Origin of the sequence: Leisingera sp. ANG-M6 (assembly GCF_000813905.1) — a bacterium.
GTDB lineage: Bacteria > Pseudomonadota > Alphaproteobacteria > Rhodobacterales > Rhodobacteraceae > Leisingera.
Map to the genome: position 1 here is coordinate 1 of NZ_JWLG01000012.1, position 14,704 is coordinate 14,704.

The following is a 14,704-nucleotide window of genomic DNA, read 5'->3' on the forward strand; positions in this document are numbered from 1 at the left end:
GGCGCCGACCCCCGCCATGAACGCGCCTTCGCCGTCGCGCGAAAGGAACAGGTCGCCCAGTGCGCATAGGCCCAGCGCCACGGCCAGCAGCCAGGGTGCCCCCAGCAGCAGCGCCGCCAGCGCCAGCAAGGCAACAGAGGCGGTTTTCAACAGGCTGCGCAGCACCCCCGGCGGCTGCGCAGCCAACAGCAGGTAGATCAGCGCACAGGCTGCAGCCCCCGCCCAAAGCACCATTTCCGCCGTCATGCCCTGCTTCCCCTTTGATTTTCCGCCACTCTGTCCGCGCAAGCCGTTCGCCGTCAAAGGTGACCCCGCGGGAGCCTGTTCAGAAAACGCAAGGCTTGGAGCATCCGCTGCTCCTGAGGCACAATACCCTCATGCGCTTCGTGATGATTCTCCTGCTCGCTGCCCTGCCCGCCCCGCTGGCGGCGGGGGAGCCGCTGAGTGCGGGCGAGTTTGACCGCTACACCCAGGGCCGCACGCTGTTTTATGGCTTCGGCGGTGCCATGTACGGGGTCGAACGCTACCTGCCAAACCGCCGGGTGATCTGGTCTTTCCTGGACGGCAAATGCCAGGAGGGCAGCTGGTACGAGGAAGCGGGGCAGATCTGCTTTGTCTACGAGAACCGCGACGACCCGCAGTGCTGGACCTTTGAGCTGACCCCGCGCGGCCTGACGGCGCGGTTCGAGGACGACCCGGCCTCAACAGAACTTTATGAGGCCGAGGATATCGGCGAGGATATGCTGTGCTACGGCCCCGACGTCGGCGCCTGAGGCAAGCCGCGGTGCAGCGGGTATTTGAAACCAGAAAGAAGCCGGAGGCCGGCCCCTAGAACAGCGAGCCCTGGCCGCCCCCGGGCGGTTTTGGCGTGCCCTTTTTTGGCGCCTGTGCTGCTCCGCCCTCCAGATCCAGCGTGCCATCGGCAAATTCGATCTGCAGCGCGTCTGCCCTGGCGGCAGCGGCCTTGGTTGTCAGGATTTCATCGCCCGAGCGCACCACCGCATAGCCGCGCTCCAGTGTTGCCTTGTAGCTGAGGATCTCAAGCTGCCTCCCGGTGGCACTCAAGGCCTGTCGCTGGCGGTCGATGCGCGCGGCCTGCGCCGCATCCAGCCGCTGCGCCAGCCGACCGAGCGCGTCCTTCTGCGCCGCCACTTCCCGCTGGATAGGCCGCAGGCTGAGGCGCGAGGCGAGGTTCTGCAGCCGGTTGCGCCGCCCCTCAACCAGCTGCCGCAGGGTGGCCGGGCGCAAGGACGCCGCGGTTTCGCTCAAGTGCAGACGGCGCCGCTGCACGCCGGAGATCAGTGCGCCGGGCAGCCGGTCGGAAATCCGGTCCAGCCGCTGCCGCGGGGTTTCCAAGAGCGTATCGGGTTTGGGCAGCGCCCGGGCCAGATCGTTCAGCCGCTGCCGCCTGAGTTGCACCGCCTGCCCGGCGGCGCGGGTCAGCCGCGCGCCCTGGTTCTCACTCCAGGCCATCAGTTCCAGCCGCACCGGCACCGCCAGCTCCGCCGCCGCGGTCGGCGTCGGCGCCCGGCGGTCGGAGACGAAATCAATCAGCGTCGTGTCCGTCTCATGCCCGACGGCAGAGATCAGCGGGATCTGAGAGGCGGCAGCCGCGCGCGCCACGATCTCTTCATTGAAGCCCCACAGATCCTCGATCGAACCGCCTCCGCGGGCGACGATGATCAGATCGGGCCGCGGCAGCGCGCCGCCCGGCGTCAGGCGGTTGAAGCCTTCGATGGCGCGGGCCACCTCGGGCGCGCAATTCTGCCCCTGCACGGCAACCGGCCAGACCAGCACCTTACGCGGGAACCGGTCGCGCAGCCGGTGCAGGATATCGCGGATCACCGCGCCCGAGGGCGACGTAACCACCCCGATGATCTGCGGCAGATAGGGCAGAGGTTTCTTGCGCTCCGGCGCAAACAGGCCCTCCGCCTCCAGCTGTTTCTTGCGCTTCTCCAGCAGCGCCATCAGCGCCCCCTGGCCCGCAACCGCAACCTCATCGACGTTCATGTTGTACTTGGACTGCGCGCCAAAGGCTGTCAGCCGGCCGGTGACCACCACTTCCAGCCCTTCCTCCGGCACCACCGACAAGCCGCTGATCTGCCCCTTCCAGGTGGTGCAGGCCAGCACCGAACGGTCGTCCTTGATGTCATAATAAAGATGCCCGGAGCGCGCCTTGAACACACGGCCCACCTCGCCCTTCACCCGAATACGGCCAAAGGTGCCCTCCAGCGTGCGCTTCACCTCGCCGGAAATCTCCGAAACGGTGAATTCCGGGGCGTTCTGTCCCGGCTGCGGGTCGTCAAACAGGTCGGACATCGGGGGCTGCTCTCCTGCGGCCTTTGGCCGGTCTTGTTTTGAAGTCGCGCGCAGCATAGAACGCGCGGCAAGCAAGGCAAGCCCCGGGATGCGGCCCGCGGCGCCACAGGGCTCAGGCAGATCGGAGAATGCGCCAATGAACATCCTTATCCTCGGCAGCGGCGGGCGTGAACATGCACTGGCCTGGGCCGTGATGCAGAACCCCAAATGCGACAAGCTGATCGTGGCGCCGGGCAACGCAGGCATCGCCCAGATCGCCGATTGCGCGGCCTTTGACATCGAGGACGGCGGAGCGGTTGTGAGTTTTGCCGAGGAAAACGCCATCGACTTCGTGATTGTCGGCCCCGAGGCCCCACTGGCTGCGGGCGTCGCCGACCGGCTGCGCGAGGCTGGCATCCTGGTGTTCGGTCCTTCCGAGGCGGCCGCCCGGCTGGAAGCCTCCAAAAGCTTCACCAAGGAAATCTGCGACGCGGCAAATGCCCCCACCGCAGGCTACGGCCATTTCACCGATGCCGAAGCCGCCAAGGCGCATGTGCGTGCCAACGGCGTGCCCACCGTGGTCAAGGCGGACGGCCTGGCCGCAGGCAAGGGCGTCATCATCGCCATGACTGAGGACGAGGCCATGGCGGCCATCGACGATATGTTCGGCGGCGTTTTCGGCGGGGCCGGCGCCGAGGTGGTGATCGAGGAATTCATGGAAGGCGAGGAAGCCTCCCTGTTTGTGCTGGTGGATGGCGAGGACGTGCTGGCGATCGGCTCCGCCCAGGACCACAAGCGCGTCGGCGAGGGCGACACCGGCCTCAACACCGGCGGCATGGGCGCCTACTCCCCCGCACCGGTCCTGTCGGCTGAAGTCGAGGCCCGCGCGATGGAAGAGATCGTGAAGCCCACAATGCGAGTGATGGCAGAGCGCGGCATGCCCTATCAGGGCGTGCTCTATGCGGGCCTGATGATCAAGGACGGGCAGCCGCGGCTGGTGGAATACAACGTCCGCTTCGGTGATCCGGAATGCCAGGTGCTGATGATGCGCCTCGGCGCCCAGGCGCTGGACCTGATGCACGCCGCGGCTGAGGGCCGCCTAGGCGAAGCGCAGGTGAACTGGGCCGATGACCATGCGATCACCGTGGTGATGGCGACCGAGGGCTACCCGGGGTCTTACGAGAAGTTTTCCGAGATCAAGGGCCTGGACGCGCTGCCCGAGGACAGCAGCAACATGGTGTTCCACGCGGGCACCAAGGCGCAGGACGGTAAGGTGCTGGCGGTTGGCGGCCGGGTGCTGAACGTGACCGCCCGCGGCAACACCCTGCAGGAGGCCCGCGACCGTGCCTATGCGATGGTGGACGGGGTGGACTGGCCCCAGGGCTTCTTCCGCCGCGACATCGGCTGGCGCGCGCTGAAGTAACCGCTGCAGCGCACCCGGACAGGCAGGCCCTCCCGCCTGCTCCGGACCAATCACAGATTGATCCTCACAGTTGGGCGTGGCCGGGCGCTGCCGCGCCCGGCCAGAGGCGCCCTGAAAGGCTGTGGCGCGGATCAGTCTCCGCCGTTTGCCGGCTCCGCCTCAGAAGGCTATCCTGCGGCGCAGGGAGGAAAACACATGCTGCACCTGCCCGCCATTTGCCGCCTGCACCGGTCCCGAATGCCTGCCCAAAGACCGGCACAATGACCGCGCCCTGGCGGCTCTCTCCCGATGATCCCAGCCTGAGGGATGTGCTGGACCTGATCCAGCGCAGCTTTGCCTTTATGGAGGGGCGCATCGACCCGCCGTCCTCCATGCACCGCCTGTCATTGGCCGCCCTGCAGGACCAATGCCGCGATGGTGAAATCTGGGGCATCGGCACCCCGCCCGCGGCCTGCATCTTCCTGACGCCCAGACCCGATTGCCTCTATCTGGGCAAACTGGCGGTGGACGAAACCCATCGCGGTACCGGGCTCGCCCGCACGCTGGTGGAGCTGGCCGCAACCCGCGCTGCGGCACTTGGCTTGCCGGTACTGCGGTTGCAGACCCGGGTCGAGCTGACAAAAAACCACGCGGCCTTTGCCCGCATGGGCTTCCGCAAAACCGGCGAAACCGCGCATCCCGGGTTTGACAGGCCAACCTCGGTGACCATGGAGAAATCCGTGCCGGCCCACCCCGCCCGCGCCTGAGCCGCAGGCCGGTCTGCCTGGACGGGAAGCGCCAAACCTGCTGCCAAAGCTCCGCCTGGCTGCATGCCAATGCATGGGAAACTGCGATCAGCCTTGTTCCGCCAGCCTGAACGCACCGGGTAAGCGTTCAATCATTGCCACGGATACAGGCCGCCCGTGCCGGGCAGCCGCGCAGGCCCTCCGGGACGCTTTGGAAACTTGCAGATCATGCGCCTGCAGCCCAAGCTCAGGCGCTTGCTGCCCTAGAACCCGCCGATATCCGTCATCAGCAGGAACCGCCTGCGGAACTGGTCGAGCATGTCCGGCTCCAGCAGATCCGCGGGATGGGTGACCCCGAAGGCCGCCTGTGTGCGGTCCTTCATCTCACCCAGCTGCCGCTCGATATCCAGCTGGCCAAAACCGGAGGGCAGCACCAGCGCCGTCTCAAACACGGTGCGCAGCGGCGGCGATCCCATGATGTTGTACCAATGGGCGTTCTCGCTGCCGCCCTCATCCACCACCGCCTGCAGTTCGCGCTCAAACGCCAGCGCCAGCCGCATGTTGGGATCGGACTCGCCGATGGCAATCTCGAATTGCCGGGTGGTGTAAAGATCGGCAATCTCATCTGCAAAGCCGTCCGGGTATACCTGCGCCTCTGTGCCCTTGTTGAAGGAGAAGGCGTAAGCCATTGCTTTCATGTTGTTGTCATGGTGCAGATTGGCATAGGAAATCTCCGAGGACAGATCCGAATCCAGCGTCTTGATCATCACGTTGAAATCGCTGTCCCGGTGGCTTAGCCCGAAGATGTCCAGCGAAGCCTCGAACAGGCTCAGGTCGAACACCAGCTCGGTGGCGGAGGACAGGCTGTCCAGCTTGTCGGTGATCTCGTCAGAAAACACCTGCATTTTGCTGACATGCTCCGGCCAGGTGTTCTGGAACGCATCGGCAAAATCGTAATAGGCGATGTTCTCCGGCTGGTTCACAAAGGAATTCGGATCGCTCAGGTCCGATTCCAGCACCTGGCGCAGGAAGGTCTCGCCCCGGTCGCTGACGTTGAACTGGTCCAGCGCATCCGCCAGCAGCTCCGGGTTCTGCAGCAGTTCATCCGGGTCGGTCATCGCGTTGATGTCCGGATAGCCGAAGCCGAACGCGCGGGAGACGTTCAGATAGCGCGTGTCCTCCAGCTGGTTCACAAAGGAATCCGGATCGGTGGTGTCCGAATTCAGCACCCGCCGCAGGAAATCCTTGTTGGTGCGCTCCAGGTCGAAGGTCTCGATCACCGCCTGCAGCAGGTCTTCATCCTCCAAGAGGTCATCGGCGCTGGCCAGCCCTTCGGTATGCTGGTTGAACTCCGACACCAGCGCCTGGATGCTGTTGTCATATTCCGGCGGCTTGCCGAACTCGAACTGCTTGGCGAAATCGGCAAAGCGGGTATCGGTCAGCTTGTTGGCAAAGGAGTCCGGATCGCTCAGGTCCGACTCCAGCACCTTCTGCAGGAAGAACTGGTTGTTCTCCATCCCCTTCAGGCCCACGTTGTCCAGCGCCTTTTTCAGCAGCGTCTGGTTGGACAGAAGGTCATCGGCGGTGGTGATGCCGGCAAATTCGCTGCCGCCCTTGGCACTGGGCAGCTGCGGGCCGTCCGGGCTGTTGAAGCCAAAGGTCTGCGCCAGCGCCAGGTAGCGGCTGTCATTGAGGCGGTTCACGAAGGACTTGGAATCACTCAGGTCCGAATCCAGCACCTTCTGGATGAAAGCCCGGTTGCCGATGTCCTCATCCAGGCCAAAAGCACCCAGTGTCACCTGCAGGAGATTGTAGTCGTCCAGCAGCTGGTCCGAGTTCTGGATGCTGGTGATGCGCTGCGTGAAATCCTGCACCCGGCGGTCCAGAATGGGCGATTTTTCAAACACTTCCTGCTGCTGGGCCTGGGTCCGCTGCAGGAAGGTCCAGCCGGCGATACCGGTGCCGAACACATAGGGTGTAAAACTCACGCGCGTGTCTCCTGTGAAAACATGCCCCAGCCGGCGCCGCCGGGCATTTCCCGTTTGCCGCAGGCTAGCTGAAGGGAATGAATATTTCGGAAACACCCGCGCGGCAGCGCGTTGAAGCATCCGCCCGCCGCAGGCCCTTGGGCAACAGTCAGCGCAGCTCTTCCACCTGTTTCAGCCCATCCGGGGATGGGCCGCACCGTTGGGCCGCGCGCCGCGCAAGGCGCGGCGCGGACAGTTTGCCCCTGCTGCTCTCAGCGGCAGGCCAACGCGTCCGCCAGCCTGGTGTCAGGATCAAAGGGACCGATCTCCCGGGCAGTGATTTCACCATCCTGCAGCCGCGCGGCAATGATCCGGCGCCAGTCGCCGCTCACCATCACCAGTTCCGCGCCCTGCCCGCAGTCGCGGATGCCGGAAGTGATGAAATCCTCGCCAATGCGGTGATTGGTCAGGCCCGCCTTGCTTGCCACCTCATGCAATGCGCCGTCCCGGAAGCGCCAGATGCGCAGGGTTTTCGCCAGATGCGGCCGGTCGACATAGGCGATCTCCACATGACCGTCGCCATCCAGATCCGCGGCGCCGATGGGCGCCAGCCAGCGGTTGCGGGTGCCGATATGCGGGGTTTCGGTGATCTTTTCGCCGTCCGCGTCATAGACCGCCAGCTGGGCGCCCGCGGCCACATCAGTCTCGACCACCAGCACCTCGGGGCTGCCGTCGCCGTCCACATCCGCCAGCCGCGGCGCGATGTCCTCGAACACATGGTCCTGCGGCAGGCGGATCAGGATTTCGGAGGTCTTGTAGTCCGCCGCCAGGGAAGCCCCGCTTCCCCCCGTGCTTGCAACCGTCAGCACCAGCGACCCGTATTCCACATCATCGCCCAGCACTGCATGGCCGTAGCGGGTGGTGGGATCGCCGTATTCCGCGCCGATCACCCCGGCGCCGGCCTCCTGCGCCAAAGGGCCGGCCAGGGCCAGCCCCAAACACAACGCCCGCAATACGCGGCGGGCAAAACGGGGCCGGACGCGCAACGGAAGACGCCGCGCTGCCGCCCCCGCAGCCATCAGATCTGCTTTTCGGGCATGTGCACCACGAGGCCGTCCAGATCGTCGCTCACCTTGATCTGGCAGGTCAGGCGCGAGCGGGCCGGATCGGGCTCATAGGCGAAGTCCAGCATGTCCTCTTCCATGTCATCCTTGGCGGGCAGCTTCTCGACCCAGTCCGGCGCGATGTAGACATGGCAGGTGGAGCAGGCGCAGGCGCCGCCGCAATCGGCCTCGATGCCCGGAATGTTGTTGTCGCGCGCGCCTTCCATCACGGTCAGCCCGTTGGCCACATCCACCACGTGCTGGGTGCCGTTGTGCTCGATATAAGTGATCTTTGCCATTCGTCAGCTCTCTTCCCTTTTCCGGTACTTGCGCGACTGTGTAGCCAAGCGCCCGCGCCGGTGCCACCCCCAATTGCGACGCCGCCCTGCCGCTGCTGGACTTTACCGCCTCATGTTCTATATTTGTTCACACTCAAATATTCTCAACCCCAGGGGGGATTTCCTCATGCCAGCCCCCGCGCGCCCTCCCGTGCCGGCCCGCTCCGATTTGCAAACCGGCCTGCAAACCGGACCGCGAACCGGCCAGCCCCGCTGGCCGCGCCCGCCCCATTGCCTGACCGCCGCCCGGCTGCAGGAGCCGCCGGAAAACGCCCGCATCACCGTCGCGGGCCTGGTGATCCTGCGCCAGCGCCCCGGCACCGCCAAGGGGGTCATCTTCGTCACGCTCGAGGATGAGACCGGCATCGTCAACGTGATCGTCTGGCGCAAGATTTACGAAGCCTTCCGCCGCGCGGTGATCTCCGGGCGGATGCTGCGGGTCACCGGGCGGCTGCAGCGGGCGCATTCCGTCACCCATGTGATCGCCGAAGATGTGGAGGACATCTCGCCGATGCTCGACCTCCTGCTGGCGGATCAGGGCCGGACAGGCGATCCGGCCTTTGCGGATGGCGGCGAACTCGGCTAGGCTGCCGCCAAAGCAACGGCGCCAGCCCCCCGGGGACAGACAGAGGCGCCGGCATGAGGCACCCGGGCATGACGCCACCGATCTTTCTCCCCAGCCGGCGCCTGGCGCCTGCCCTGCTGCTGGCCATGCTTGCGGCCCTGACCGCCTGCGTCCAGCCGCACCCCGGCAACGAAACCTCCCGCGCCGGCCGCTACGCGCCGCCCGGCGCGCCCCCCGGCACCTGCTGGAGCACCCACACCTCCCCCGCCGTCATTGAAACCGTCACCAGCCAGGTGCTGACCGAACCGGCGCAGCTGGACGCCAGCGGCCAGGTGATCCGCCCCGCCACCTTCCGCACCGAGACCCGGCAGGAAATCGTGCAGCCGCGGCAGGAGCAGTGGATCGAAATCCCCTGCCCCGAAATGATGACCCCGGACTTCATCCGCACCATCCAGCGGGCCCTGACGGCGCGCGGCCTCTACCGCGGCCCCGTGCATGGCCAGATGGACGCCGCCACCCGCAAGGCCGTGCAGCGCTTCCAGGCGCCGCTGGGGCTGGACAGCGGCACCCTGACGCTGGCCTCCGCCCGCAAGCTGGGCCTGATCGCCGTCGCGGGCTGAACCGCGCGGTTCAGCTCCCCGGTTCCCAGCTGGCAAAGCCTCTGCTAAGGTCCGCCCACCGGGCCAAAGACATAACATGAGACAAACACCATGCTGACCACCCGCCTGCCGGACACCGGCTTTCTCTCCGGTGCCTCCGGCCCGCTGCGCCGGATGCTGGAGAGCCAGGCCACCGAGGTGCGCCTGCGCCAGGGCGAGGTGCTGTTCGAGCAGGGCGACGCCGGTGATGCGCTTTATGCGATTGCCGAAGGCGCTCTGGAGTTCTCGGTGCTCTCCGCCTCAGGCCGCAAGCTGTCGCTCGACATGATGCGCCCCGGTGCGGTGTTCGGCGAGATCACCCTGTTTGACCCGGGCGAGCGCACCGCCACCGCCATCGCCGCCGAACCCAGCCGGGTCCTGCGCCTGCGCAGCGGCGACGTGCTGGCGCAGATCCGCCAGTACCCGGACCTGGCCGCCGACCTGTTGCGGCTGGCGGGCCAGCGGATGCGCTGGATGAATACCCAGCTCAATGAACAGGTGTTCCTGCCGATGCCGGTGCGGCTCGCGCGCAAGCTCTTGTACCTCGCACCCGAAAGCAGCGACGGCCGCGTGGCTCTGTCGCAGGCGGAACTGGCGGAATTTGTCGGCGCCACCCGTGAAGCGGTCTCCAAGACGCTCGCCGCCTGGAAGCGCAGCGGCCTGGTCGGCATCAGCCGCGGCGGCGTGCAGATCCTCGACCGCAGCGAACTGGCGGTGCTGGCGGAGCCGGATTCAATCTGACCCCGCCGCCGGATGCAGATTTCTGCAGCAAAATCCGCCCTCTGTAATCCCGGTCACAGAACGCGTCGCCGCACCGCGCCATAACGGCTTCATAGACGGCCATTATCCGTTCCATCCCAATGGCCGCCTGTCCAACAAGAGCCATGTGCCCGCCAGCGCATGGCTCTTCCCCTTTTTGCGCATCAGTTTTGCCGCCCACCCCGGAATTCTGCGAGAATTCCGGGGTGGGAAGCGGCTGCCCGCTGCCATCTCTCTTGTTCAAGAATTATTCACTTAGCCATTGCCAGACCCGGCCGCTACGGTGCCTCACATGGCTTATGACTACGACAAACTCTACCGTGACACCCCGGATGCGCTTGGGGCACCGTCCCCCGCCTTCACCGCCTTTTTTGAGGAGCTGGGCACACAGGCCCAGGACGTTCTGGATGCAGGCTGCGGCCAGGGCCGGGATGCGCTGTTCATTGCCCGGCTGGGCCACCGTGTCACCGGCATCGACATTTCCCCGCATGGCATCCGGGACATGCTGGCCGCAGCGCAGCCGGAAAACCTCGACGTGACCGGCATCGCCGCTGATCTCACCACATGGGCGCCGGACAAGGACTATGGTGTCCTGCTGTTTGACCGCACCCTGCATATGCTGGCCGCGCCGCAGCGGCGGGAGCTGCTGACCCGCTGCCTGCCGCACGTGCGTCCGGGCGGCTGGGTGCTGATCTCGGATGAAAGGCGCAACCTGGAAGATTTCCGCCAGATCTTTGCCGAACAGCCCGGCAGCTGGCGCACGGCAAAGGACAGCCGCGGCCTCCTTTTCATGCAGCTGGCCCGTCCCTGAGCCAACGAAAAAGGCCGGGCATTTGCCCGGCCTTCCCTTATTTCTCAGCGGTCCCTGACCCGGATCACTCCGACAGGTTCAGCGCCACAAAGCGCGGCTCGCCGCCGCGGCGCACCAGCAGCAGCAGCGACTTGCGCCCCGCCTCCTTGGCTTCGCTGACACGCGCTTCCAGATCGCTGATCGAGGCCACCTTCTGCTGGCCCGCCTCGGTGATCACATCACCCGCACGCAAGCCCTTCTCCCAGGCTTCCGAAGTCTCATCCACCGACAGGACGGCCAGGCCCTCGAGATCCTCAGCCACATTCAGCTCAGCACGCATCTGGTCGGTCAGCACGCCGACCGACAGGCCCAGCAGCTCCTTCTCGCTGCTGCCCGGCGCATCGCCGCTGCCGCTCTCGCTGGAGGGGCCGCGCTCGGCGTCTTCACGGCGGCCCAGGGTAATCCGCAGCGTCTCGGTCTTGCCCTCGCGGTAGACCACCACGCGCACAGTCTTGCCAACCTCGGCATTGCCGACCTGACGCACCAGGCCGCGGGTGTCCTTCACATCGGCGCCATCAAAGCTGACGATCACGTCACCGGCCAGCACACCACCGTCCTTGGCGGGGCCTTCCGGCACATCGGTGACCAGCGCGCCGCGGGCTTTTTCCAAGCCCATCGCCTCTGCCAGATCCGAATCCACATCCTGGATCTTCACACCCAGCCAGCCGCGCCGCGTCTCGCCGAATTCCTTCAGCTGCGCCACAACCTTGACCACAACGTTGGAGGCCATCGAGAACCCGATGCCGATGGAGCCGCCATTGGGCGACAGGATCGCGGTGTTCACGCCGACCACATCACCGTCCATGTTGAACAGCGGCCCGCCGGAATTGCCCCGGTTGATCGCCGCATCGGTCTGGATGTAGTCGTCATAAGAGCCCGACAGCTCGCGGTTGCGGGCCGAGACAATACCAGCGGAAACAGAGAACCCCTGCCCCAGCGGATTGCCCATCGCCACCACCCAGTCGCCGACACGGGCGGTGTCGCTGTCGCCGAACTTGACGTATTTAAGCGCCGACGGCGCCTCCACCTTCAGCAGCGCGATATCGGTGTTGGGATCGGTTCCGATCACCTTGGCGGGCAGCAGCTCCTTGGGCTGGCCTTCGCCGGGAAAGAACTCGATCTCGATCTCGTCGGCGCCGTCGATCACGTGGTTGTTGGTGACGATATAACCGTCCTCGGAAATCACAAAGCCAGAGCCCAGCGCCGAGGAGCGGCGCGGCCGGGTGCCATTGCCGTTGCGGTCCTGGAACTCACGGAAGAAATCCTCAAACGGCGAGCCCTCCGGCACGATGCCCTGCGGGCCGGTGCGGCCCTCGACAACGGTGCTGGTGGTGATGTTGACGACCGCGGGGCTGACCTTGTCGGCCAGCGGCGCCAGGCTCTCGGGGCGGGCCATTGCGGTGACCGCCTGCATCAGCAGGACTGCCATGCTCAGCACCAGAAGCCAGGCCAGCCGGATCATCGCGCCGCTGCCGCCTGTCCGGCCGGAAATTGCAATTGCCTGTGGCTGCACGGATCTACTCCTTGTCATTTTCAATTCTTCTCCCCTGCCCGGACAGGCGCAAACGCCGCATATGCCGGGCAAAGTCTTATGGACCCAATGTAGGAACTCTCCCCTGTCCCGCAACAAATGTTGCACGGAATAAAGCCGCTGTGATCCGGTTTTTGCCCTGTAACAGCGGGGGAGGCCCTGCTGAGGCTATCCTAGCAGGGAAAGATTACGGTTTCGCTGAAAAATTGGGGGGAAAGCGCCGCTTTAAATCCCCAGACGGAACGCCAGCCAGACCAGAATGAGACCCAGCGCCAGCGCCGCCAGACCTGCATTGCGGCGCTGATCTTCACTCAGCACCCGCAGCATTTCCAAGAGCCGCTCCACAAGCGAAGGGGCCAGTGCGTACACCAGCCCCTCTGCAATCAGTACCAGCCCGAGGGCCAGGAGGATGAACCCCATTACTGGACAGCCTTGCCGCCCGAGGACTTCAGGTAATTGAAGAACTCGTTGTCAGGCGACAGCACCAGCGAGGAATTGCCCGCCAGCAGCGAATTCGCATAGGCGTTCAGCGAGCGGTAGAACTCGAAGAACTCCGCGTCGCGGCCATAGGCCGAAGCAAAGATCGCGTTGCGTTCGGCGTCCGCTTCACCGCGGATCACCTCGGCTTCGCGCTCGGCTTCCGACACCAGCTCAACCTCGGTCCGGTCGGCCTGCGCGCGCACGCGCTGCGCCGCCTCTTCACCGCGGGCGATCTCGTCAGCTGCTTCCCGTTCGCGCTCGGCGCGCATCCGGGCAAAGGTGGCTTCCAGGTTGGCCTGCGGCAGGTCGGTGCGCTTCAGCCGCACGTCGATCACCTCAAGCCCCAGCTGGCGCGCCTGAGTGATGGCGCCATTGCGGATCCGCAGCATCAGCGCGAAACGGTCCGAGGACAGGATGTCGTTGGAACTGACGGAACCCAGCACCTCACGGGTCTGTGCCCGCATGATCTTGTCCAGGCGCAGTTCCGCGGCACCAATGCCGCCGCCGCCGACGGCCTGCCGGAAGGTATCCACATTGGCAATCCGGTAGCGCGAAAACGCATCCACGATCAGGCGGCGGTCATCCAGCGGGGTGACTTCCAACGGACCGACTTCCAGGCTCAGGATGCGGTCGTCATAGCGCACCACATTGTCGATGACCGGCAGTTTGAACGCCAGGCCCGGGGCTTCCTTGATGTCTACCACCCGGCCAAAGCGAAGAACCAGCGCCTTTTCCCGCTCGTCCACGATGAAGATCGAGGACAGCACAGCAATCGCCGCGACCACCAGGACGGGCAGAAGAAGAGTAGATTTCCGCATCAGTTGCCCTCCTGCGATTTGCGCAGTTCATTGAGCGGCAGATAGGGCACGACGCCCTGGCCTTCGCCGCCTGCAGTGTCATCCAGGATGATCTTGTCGACCCGGCCCAGCACCTCTTCCATGGTTTCCAGGTACAGGCGCTTGCGGGTCACTTCCGGCGCTTTCTGGTATTCCTCCAGAACCGCCGTAAAGCGGCTCGCCTCACCCTGCGCCTCGTTCACTACCTGCGCACGGTAGGCCTCGGCCTCTTCCAGCGTCTGCGCGGCCTGGCCGCGGGCGCCTGCCAGCTTGCGGTTGGCATAGGCGTCAGCCTGCTTTTCCAGCCGGTCGCGTTCCTGGCCTGCGGACTGCACTTCGCGGAAGGCGTCCTTCACCGGCTCTGGCGGGTCGGCGCCGTCAAAGTTCACACGCACGATGTTCACGCCGCTGTCGTAGCTGTCCAGCGTCGATTGGATCAGCTCTTCCAGACGGGCGGTGATGGCGCCGCGGTCGCGGTTCAGGATCGGTGCCAGCTCGGACTGGGCGATGATCTCGCGCATTGCCGATTCCGACACCGCGTTGATAGTTGAGCGCGGGTCGCGCAGGTTGAACAGGAACCGCGCCGGGTCAGAGATGTTCCACACCACCTGGAAATCCACGTCGATGATGTTCTCGTCGCCGGTCAGCATCAGACCGGCGTCAGAGCCGCGCGCGCCAGAACCGATGTTCTCGGTCTGCTCCACCCGCACGGGGATCACTTCCTTGGTGACCAGCGGCCAGGGCGCAAAGTTCAGGCCCGGCTGCCCGGTCGAGGAATACTCGCCCAGGAACAGCTCCACCGACTGCTCTTCCGGCTTGACGGTATAGATGCTGGCAAAGCCCCACAGCACCGCGCCGGCAATGACCGCCAGCCCCAGGGTGCCCTTGGTGAACAGCGGCGCGCCGCCGCCTCCGCCGCCGCTGCGTCCGCCGCGGCCGCCGCCGGATCCGCCGCGCCCGCCCATCAGCACGCGCAGCTGCTCCTGGCCTTTCTTCACCAGCTCATCGATTTCGGGGATCTGGGGATCTTCCGGCTTACGGCCACCGCCGTTATTGCCGCCGTTGTTGCCCCGGTTGCCTCCTCCGCCGCCGGAGGAGCCACCGCCCCCCCATGGGCCACCGCTATTGCCCGCCATTTGTCTCCTATCCGTTTGCTGCCGCCCGCAAGATACCGAATTGGGCGGCATGAGT

General features: G+C 65.6%; 16 protein-coding genes. 7 read left to right on the plus strand and 9 right to left on the minus strand.

The window, feature by feature from the left end; translation table 11 throughout:
- Positions 1 to 246, minus strand: a 246-nt coding sequence (locus RA24_RS09140) for a lysoplasmalogenase family protein (protein WP_039191236.1), incomplete at its 3' end; no start/stop codon positions are given.
- Positions 247 to 377: 131 nt separating this feature from the next.
- Between RA24_RS09140 and RA24_RS09145 the strand changes: the two genes are divergently transcribed.
- On the plus strand, positions 378 to 773 hold the full coding sequence (locus RA24_RS09145; RefSeq protein WP_019296820.1) for a hypothetical protein: 396 nt from the start codon (positions 378 to 380) through the stop codon (positions 771 to 773).
- Between the two features lie 55 nt (positions 774 to 828).
- Here the strand turns inward: RA24_RS09145 and xseA are convergent, their stop codons facing one another.
- Positions 829 to 2,319, minus strand: a complete 1,491-nt coding sequence (xseA, locus tag RA24_RS09150) for an exodeoxyribonuclease VII large subunit (RefSeq protein ID WP_039191238.1) — start codon at positions 2,317 to 2,319, stop codon at positions 829 to 831.
- Between the two features lie 136 nt (positions 2,320 to 2,455).
- On the opposite strand from xseA, the gene purD reads away from it, so the two are divergent.
- Both purD and RA24_RS09160 read left to right on the plus strand, forming a co-directional pair.
- On the plus strand, positions 2,456 to 3,721 hold the full coding sequence (gene purD / locus RA24_RS09155; protein ID WP_039191144.1) for a phosphoribosylamine--glycine ligase: 1,266 nt from the start codon (positions 2,456 to 2,458) through the stop codon (positions 3,719 to 3,721).
- 260 nt (positions 3,722 to 3,981) lie between these two features.
- The gene (locus tag RA24_RS09160; RefSeq protein ID WP_052269573.1) at positions 3,982 to 4,467 is read left to right on the plus strand and encodes a GNAT family N-acetyltransferase; all 486 of its coding nucleotides are present in this window, start codon (positions 3,982 to 3,984) and stop codon (positions 4,465 to 4,467) included.
- A 242-nt stretch (positions 4,468 to 4,709) separates the two neighbouring features.
- Here the strand turns inward: RA24_RS09160 and RA24_RS09165 are convergent, their stop codons facing one another.
- The 3 genes from RA24_RS09165 to RA24_RS09175 form a co-directional block, all read right to left on the minus strand.
- Positions 4,710 to 6,434: a DUF1217 domain-containing protein gene (locus RA24_RS09165; protein WP_039191146.1), complete on the minus strand. Its 1,725-nt coding sequence runs from the start codon at positions 6,432 to 6,434 to the stop codon at positions 4,710 to 4,712.
- A gap of 251 nt (positions 6,435 to 6,685) precedes the next feature.
- On the minus strand, positions 6,686 to 7,492 hold the full coding sequence (locus RA24_RS09170; RefSeq protein ID WP_039191148.1) for an FG-GAP repeat domain-containing protein: 807 nt from the start codon (positions 7,490 to 7,492) through the stop codon (positions 6,686 to 6,688).
- Positions 7,492 to 7,815: a 2Fe-2S iron-sulfur cluster-binding protein gene (locus RA24_RS09175; protein WP_019296814.1), complete on the minus strand. Its 324-nt coding sequence runs from the start codon at positions 7,813 to 7,815 to the stop codon at positions 7,492 to 7,494. Before RA24_RS09175 ends, RA24_RS09170 begins: the two co-directional genes overlap by 1 nt.
- Before the next feature lie 166 nt (positions 7,816 to 7,981).
- Here RA24_RS09175 and RA24_RS09180 point away from each other — a divergent pair, with 166 nt between their 5' ends.
- The 4 genes from RA24_RS09180 (at position 7,982) to RA24_RS09195 (ending at position 10,627) form a co-directional block, all read left to right on the plus strand.
- Positions 7,982 to 8,440, plus strand: coding sequence for an OB-fold nucleic acid binding domain-containing protein (locus RA24_RS09180; protein WP_241480924.1), 459 nt, complete (start codon positions 7,982 to 7,984; stop codon positions 8,438 to 8,440).
- Between the two features lie 68 nt (positions 8,441 to 8,508).
- Positions 8,509 to 9,039 carry a peptidoglycan-binding domain-containing protein gene (locus RA24_RS09185; RefSeq protein ID WP_039191149.1) on the plus strand — a complete coding sequence of 177 codons (531 nt, stop codon included), beginning with the start codon at positions 8,509 to 8,511 and terminating at the stop codon, positions 9,037 to 9,039.
- Positions 9,040 to 9,129: 90 nt separating this feature from the next.
- Complete coding sequence (locus RA24_RS09190) at positions 9,130 to 9,798, plus strand: Crp/Fnr family transcriptional regulator (protein ID WP_019296811.1); 669 nt, start codon at positions 9,130 to 9,132, stop codon at positions 9,796 to 9,798.
- A 310-nt stretch (positions 9,799 to 10,108) separates the two neighbouring features.
- On the plus strand, positions 10,109 to 10,627 hold the full coding sequence (locus RA24_RS09195) for a class I SAM-dependent methyltransferase (protein WP_052269568.1): 519 nt from the start codon (positions 10,109 to 10,111) through the stop codon (positions 10,625 to 10,627).
- A gap of 64 nt (positions 10,628 to 10,691) precedes the next feature.
- On the opposite strand, the gene RA24_RS09200 is transcribed toward RA24_RS09195, so the two are convergent.
- The 4 genes from RA24_RS09200 to hflK all read right to left on the minus strand — a co-directional run bounded on the left by RA24_RS09200 (position 10,692) and on the right by hflK (position 14,649).
- The gene (locus RA24_RS09200; RefSeq protein WP_052269569.1) at positions 10,692 to 12,179 is read right to left on the minus strand and encodes a Do family serine endopeptidase; all 1,488 of its coding nucleotides are present in this window, start codon (positions 12,177 to 12,179) and stop codon (positions 10,692 to 10,694) included.
- A gap of 243 nt (positions 12,180 to 12,422) precedes the next feature.
- Positions 12,423 to 12,617 (minus strand): DUF2065 family protein, encoded by a 195-nt coding sequence (locus RA24_RS09205; protein WP_019296807.1) that lies wholly within the window; start codon positions 12,615 to 12,617, stop codon positions 12,423 to 12,425.
- Positions 12,617 to 13,495: a protease modulator HflC gene (gene hflC, locus RA24_RS09210; protein WP_019296806.1), complete on the minus strand. Its 879-nt coding sequence runs from the start codon at positions 13,493 to 13,495 to the stop codon at positions 12,617 to 12,619. The genes RA24_RS09205 and hflC overlap by 1 nt, the downstream gene beginning before the upstream one ends.
- On the minus strand, positions 13,495 to 14,649 hold the full coding sequence (gene hflK, locus RA24_RS09215; RefSeq protein ID WP_039149745.1) for an FtsH protease activity modulator HflK: 1,155 nt from the start codon (positions 14,647 to 14,649) through the stop codon (positions 13,495 to 13,497). Before hflK ends, hflC begins: the two co-directional genes overlap by 1 nt.
- Positions 14,650 to 14,704 lie beyond the last annotated feature (55 nt).

Coding starts and splice junctions, on each gene's coding strand:
- RA24_RS09195 (WP_052269568.1), top strand. CDS start 10,109: ATGGCTTATGACTACGACAAACTCTACCGTGACACCCCGGATGCGCTT.
- RA24_RS09185 (WP_039191149.1), top strand. CDS start 8,509: ATGACGCCACCGATCTTTCTCCCCAGCCGGCGCCTGGCGCCTGCCCTG.
- RA24_RS09175 (WP_019296814.1), bottom strand. CDS start 7,815: ATGGCAAAGATCACTTATATCGAGCACAACGGCACCCAGCACGTGGTG.
- RA24_RS09170 (WP_039191148.1), bottom strand. CDS start 7,492: ATGGCTGCGGGGGCGGCAGCGCGGCGTCTTCCGTTGCGCGTCCGGCCC.
- hflK (WP_039149745.1), bottom strand. CDS start 14,649: ATGGCGGGCAATAGCGGTGGCCCATGGGGGGGCGGTGGCTCCTCCGGC.
- RA24_RS09190 (WP_019296811.1), top strand. CDS start 9,130: ATGCTGACCACCCGCCTGCCGGACACCGGCTTTCTCTCCGGTGCCTCC.
- hflC (WP_019296806.1), bottom strand. CDS start 13,495: ATGCGGAAATCTACTCTTCTTCTGCCCGTCCTGGTGGTCGCGGCGATT.
- RA24_RS09180 (WP_241480924.1), top strand. CDS start 7,982: ATGCCAGCCCCCGCGCGCCCTCCCGTGCCGGCCCGCTCCGATTTGCAA.
- RA24_RS09205 (WP_019296807.1), bottom strand. CDS start 12,617: ATGGGGTTCATCCTCCTGGCCCTCGGGCTGGTACTGATTGCAGAGGGG.
- RA24_RS09160 (WP_052269573.1), top strand. CDS start 3,982: ATGACCGCGCCCTGGCGGCTCTCTCCCGATGATCCCAGCCTGAGGGAT.
- xseA (WP_039191238.1), bottom strand. CDS start 2,319: ATGTCCGACCTGTTTGACGACCCGCAGCCGGGACAGAACGCCCCGGAA.
- RA24_RS09145 (WP_019296820.1), top strand. CDS start 378: ATGCGCTTCGTGATGATTCTCCTGCTCGCTGCCCTGCCCGCCCCGCTG.
- purD (WP_039191144.1), top strand. CDS start 2,456: ATGAACATCCTTATCCTCGGCAGCGGCGGGCGTGAACATGCACTGGCC.